This is a genomic window from Deltaproteobacteria bacterium (assembly GCA_009930495.1).
Taxonomy (GTDB): domain Bacteria; phylum Desulfobacterota; class Desulfovibrionia; order Desulfovibrionales; family Desulfomicrobiaceae; genus Desulfomicrobium.
This window is the reverse complement of the sequence record RZYB01000471.1, coordinates 1-1,063: the sequence shown is the minus strand read 5'-3', so window position 1 is coordinate 1,063 and position 1,063 is coordinate 1. Positions and strand designations below refer to the sequence as shown.

The 1,063-nt window shown below is 61.0% G+C and carries 2 protein-coding genes; both read left to right on the top strand.

Annotated elements, in window-relative coordinates:
* The first annotated feature begins 49 nt into the window (after positions 1 to 49).
* On the top strand, positions 50 to 424 hold the full coding sequence (locus EOL86_15550) for a P-II family nitrogen regulator (GenBank protein NCD26985.1): 375 nt from the start codon (positions 50 to 52) through the stop codon (positions 422 to 424).
* A gap of 43 nt (positions 425 to 467) precedes the next feature.
* Positions 468 to 1,063 (top strand): nitrogenase molybdenum-iron protein alpha chain (locus EOL86_15545; GenBank protein ID NCD26984.1); only part of this gene is annotated, 596 nt, incomplete at its 3' end.

The window sequence follows — 1,063 nt, the reverse complement described above, 5'->3', positions numbered from 1 at the left end:
ACACCATCAGTTCCGGGATCTGCGACACCGCGTCCGAAGGAGTTGAGCCATGAAAGAAGTGATCGCGGTCATCCGCATGAACATGATGAACAAGACCAAGAAGGCGTTGCAGGACGCCGGTGTGGTCGCCTTCTTTGCCCATGAGGCCTACGGGCGCGGCAAGGGGTTGGTCGATCCCAAGCCTTTGGAGGGCGCCAGAAAGGGGATCGAGGAAGCGGTGGCCGTGCTCGGGGAAAAGGGGAAACTGTACCCCAAGCGCATGCTGACCGTCGTGGTCTCCGATGATTTGGTCCCGGAAGTGGTCAGGGTTCTGACCGCGACCAACAAGACCGGCCAGCCCGGTGACGGCAAGATCTTTGTGCTGCCCATGACCGACGCGGTCCGGGTCCGGACTGGTGAAAAGGGCGCGAAGTCCATTGAATAGAGCCTGTTTCCTCTCGGAATCAGGACACATGAAGGAGAATACCATGACCTCATCAGCGAAAAAGCTCGTCAACTGGACGCCCACGGACGTGAAGGCGGAAATGCTCGCCAAATATCCGCCCAAGGTCGCCCGGAAGCGCGCGTCCCAGATCCTCGTCAACGAGGCCCTCGGCAACGAGACGCCTGAAATATCGGCCAACGTGCGCACCATTCCCGGCATCATCACCATGCGCGGCTGCACCTACGCCGGGTGCAAAGGCGTCATCATGGGGCCCAGCCGGGATTTCGTGAACATCACCCACGGCCCCATCGGCTGCGGGTTTTATTCCTGGCTGACCCGCCGCAACCAGACCGACGCTTCGGCCGAGGGCGCGCACAACTACATGCCGTACTGCTTTTCCACGGACATGCAGGACCAGGACATTATCTTCGGCGGGGAGAAGAAGCTCGAAGCGGCCATCCAGGAAGCCTACGACCTCTTTCATCCCCGGGCCATCACGGTCTTCGCCACCTGTCCGGTGGGCCTCATCGGCGACGACATCCACGCCGTGTGCCGCAAGATGAAGGCCAAATTCGGCGACTGCAATGTCTTTGCCTTCAGCTGCGAGGGCTACAAGGGCGTCAGCCAGTCCGCCGGGCA

Excerpts from the sequence above, each read along its gene's own strand:
- EOL86_15550 (NCD26985.1), top strand. The coding sequence starts at position 50 with ATGAAAGAAGTGATCGCGGTCATCCGCATGAACATGATGAACAAGACC.